At 44.0% G+C, this 3,513-nt stretch carries 4 protein-coding genes; all 4 read right to left on the reverse strand.

Translation table 11 applies throughout. The features are described 5' to 3' along the window. Nucleotides 1–537, reverse strand: a 537-nt coding sequence (locus CSD97_RS18590; protein ID WP_143272452.1) for a replication initiation protein, incomplete at its 3' end; no start/stop codon positions are given. Between the two features lie 587 nt (nt 538–1,124). After that, on the reverse strand, nt 1,125–2,630 hold the full coding sequence (locus tag CSD97_RS18595; protein ID WP_159461944.1) for a plasmid recombination protein: 1,506 nt from the start codon (nt 2,628–2,630) through the stop codon (nt 1,125–1,127). A 171-nt stretch (nt 2,631–2,801) separates the two neighbouring features. Further along, nucleotides 2,802–3,008: a hypothetical protein gene (locus CSD97_RS18600; RefSeq protein WP_090616538.1), complete on the reverse strand. Its 207-nt coding sequence runs from the start codon at nt 3,006–3,008 to the stop codon at nt 2,802–2,804. Nucleotides 3,009–3,013: 5 nt separating this feature from the next. After that, the coding region (locus CSD97_RS18605; protein WP_143272453.1) for a RepB family plasmid replication initiator protein at nt 3,014–3,513 on the reverse strand (500 nt) is incomplete at its 5' end.

Consider the following 3,513-nt stretch of genomic DNA (forward strand, 5'->3'; position numbering starts at 1 on the left):
ACAAGTGAAGTTCCATTCATAAATTTTGCCCCATTTAGCCCCAATATCAGCTAAAAGATACTGATATAGCCGTGTGGCATAGTAACTGCGAAAGGTCATCAAAGTACCGAGAAATGGTTGAGCATAATGAGCTTCAAGTTCAAGCAAATACGGCTTTATATCGTCTGATAATCGCAATGTCAGTTTTCCGTTATCATACATAGCACTACTTACCCAGTGGAAAATTTTCCATTTCTTACCCTTTTTAGCGTTTTCTCCGCCCACTTGTATCTTTACAACTTGACTGCATAGGCTTGTACAAATACCTTCAAGGTCACGATACAAACTATTTTCATCAATTTCCATGAAAGTCGCAAGTTCTGGAACAGTTGTGGTATAGGTCTTAAAGTCTTTATCATCATGTACAACCTGAGCAATAGCTATGAATAGCAGTTGCGCTTCTCGCAAAGACATTTTCTGTCTGCCTTTGATTAAGTCATTGGCGGTTGCGACACGGTATGTTGGGTCATATTGCAACGAATAATTTTTGTCTGCCATATAACAGCCCCCCTCATGTCGTATTATAACATTTAAACGAGATTTTGTCAAGTACTCGTTTAAAACGACCGACCAACAAAATCTCGTTTAAACAACTTTCATTCTTTGACCAACAAAAAGTCGTTTAAACACCAACAAAAAGTCTTAAAAAACAGCCCCCTCAACCAACAAAATCTCGTTTAAACACCAACAAAATCTCGTTTAAACAAGCCAATTTGACCAACAAAATCTCGTTTAAACACCAACAAAATCTCGTTTAAACAAGCCCCAAACCATAAGGATTTCGGGCTTTTTTTTCGCCCTAATTATTATGTCTAAGTATATATGTCTAAGTATGTTTGTCTAAGTATACGCGCGCGCGCGCGAGGTTAAGGGCTACGCCCTCTTGAAGCATTGAAACCGTTGAAAGCCTAACGGCTTACAACAGTTCCAACACTTCAATTCACCCTCACTTGTGTTTTCTTTTCTCACCAACAAAAAGTCTTATTTTCTTTTCTCCGAGAGAAGAGAAAACGTGCGTGAGGATCTTATCTGACAAAAAGAAAAAGCCCAACAAGGGGCTTTTCCAATGGTTAGAACTGCGTTTATCAGCGGCTCATTCCACCTCGGTCATAGTGACTGCGGTCATAAGACTGTTCGTGCTGTTGCTCTTTGGCTCTTATAATTTCCATGTTATGCCGTATCTCTTTGCTGATACCGCGATAGGATTTCGATTCCTCAGCTAAATCATTGAACTTTGCGTCCTCGAGAGCAAAATAACAATATCGCCGTACTGCGTTCACGAGCCGCCATTGTTCGGATGAAAGGTCAGCCTTGTATGTTCCTGTATCGTCATTTACCAGCATAGCTATTGCCTGTGCAACGTCTTTAAGGCTTGTATATGCTTCTCTAAGCTGTTTCTGCGTTTCTGCAAGGTCTTTTTTTGCCTGTTCTTCTGTTTGTTTCAGCTTCATTCTGAGTTCGCCTATTTCATCTAAATGCTCACGAAAGCTTATTTTGTAGTTGAACAAGCTTTCCTTGGCTTCTTTCAGTTGCTCATTTACGGTTCTTTGCTGTTCATACATCTCGTTGACTTCTTGTTGTTTCCGATCGAGCCGCTTTTCACGTTCGTCAAGTCGATTACTCTGAATGTCGAGTTCCTTGGATAGCGAGTACAACCTGTTCTCCTGTGCTTGGTTCTTCTCTTGGTTCTCTCTTACGTTGTCAATTTCATCACGATTGACTATGTAAGCCCTCGCTTGTTCCTCAACTCGTTCTAATTCGCTCTCAGACACGCTCACACGCTTCGTGAACGGGATTTTTTTCTTTTGGAGTGTAGAACCCTTAACGGAAACAGAAAGCCTCTGATAGCCCTCCAGTTCGTTCTGGAGAGGTTTCAGCTGCGCTTGTATTTTTTCTTCCCGCTCCCGAGCCGCCCTCTTGTACTCCTGCGGAGTTAGATATTTCCGTCCTTTGCCTATGCCTTGATTGCGCTGAACGTCTATGTTGAGTTCCCGACAGATAGCGCAGAGGGCTTCTCGCTCACGGTCTTGCCATGCTATCTGTGCGGTCTTATGTATGTTCTCACTATTGAAGCCTTGTTGCTGTAATGCCCTGTCAAGGCTGTTTTGTATACGCATACCCCTCGAACACTCCGCAACGGGTATGTAATCGAGGTGAGCGTGAACCGTACCGTCAGGCTCATCAGCATGGATATATGCACCTATGAGCCGCAAGTTCGGATTGCGCTGTTCCCACTCCTGGGCGAACCGTTCAAGGGCTTGCCGCTCTGCAACGGCAGAGTTGCCAGTGTCAGACTTGTCACCTATCTGCACGATGACCTCATACACAGGATTTTTCTTTTTGTCAGCCTTGATTTTGTCATAGTAGCTGTCAATGCGGCGGTCTGCTCTTTTCTGCTTCTCGTTGTACTCAGCCACAGCCGAGCTGAATATCTCATCATAGGCTTGCCGCACTGGAACATCACGCAAGGTCACATTGTTGACTGTGAGTGTCGGGTCAATGTGCTCCTGTTTGTTGGTGTATCTCTCGTCACGGATATTGTGTCCTCTGCTCCATGCAGAACCGTTGTGAAAACTGATTGTCTTAGGCATACGAAGAACCGCCCCTTTCATGCTCGATTGGTAAATCTGATTTTACCATATCATAGCACAAAGTGGGCGGTTCTGTCAAGTTACTTTTGACAAAAGTAATAACGCTGTAGTAATTTCGACACCTACGGCATCAAAATTACAACAGCGGCAGGGTGTTCCCCCTGCACCCCCTTAGTCGGGAATATCGTCCTCGTCCTTGTAGTCGATAATACCCTGTGTCATTTCAACGAACGTATCAAATTCTTTCTGGGACTTGTCCTTGACATTCCCCCAGACCGTTTCTATCCAGCGTTCCTTATCGTGTGGCTTCACGGCATCGCACATGATAGAATACAATCCCTCGCACAGTTCGTATACCCTTGCTTTTCTTTCGTCCATGTTTATCACTCCTTGTCAATCGGCTCGGTCATGCCCTCACAGCCTGTGAAAGCTATCTGCTCATATTCTTCTTTTTTGTCAGCGCCGGCAGGCTCCTGCGTAGCGATCGCAGCTGAACGTTCTGCATTGTATTGAGCCGCGAACGGCTTAACTCGTTTGAGATAAAAGTCTTTCTTCTCCTTGTTCTCAAAGAGAATAGCCTTGAACGAAACGCTTTGCAGTGGTCTGCCCCTAGTTTTGGCTCTATGTTCCTCATAATCCCACACATAGGCAAAGTCTGACGCTCCTAGTTCTTCAAGAGCAGGCTTAATAGTAAACCGAACAAGGTCATAATTTCGTGGGTAGAGTTCCTTTATGACATTCCCTTTATCGTCTTTGACATATGGCTGAAATAGGTCTCGAAGCTGTTCACAAGTGAAGTTCCATTCATAAATTTTGCCCCATTTAGCCCCAATATCAGCTAAAAGATACTGATATAGCCGTGTGGCATAGTAACTGCGAAAGG

The organism is Bacteroides sp. AR29, assembly GCF_900217715.1.
Taxonomy (GTDB): domain Bacteria; phylum Bacteroidota; class Bacteroidia; order Bacteroidales; family Bacteroidaceae; genus Bacteroides; species Bacteroides uniformis.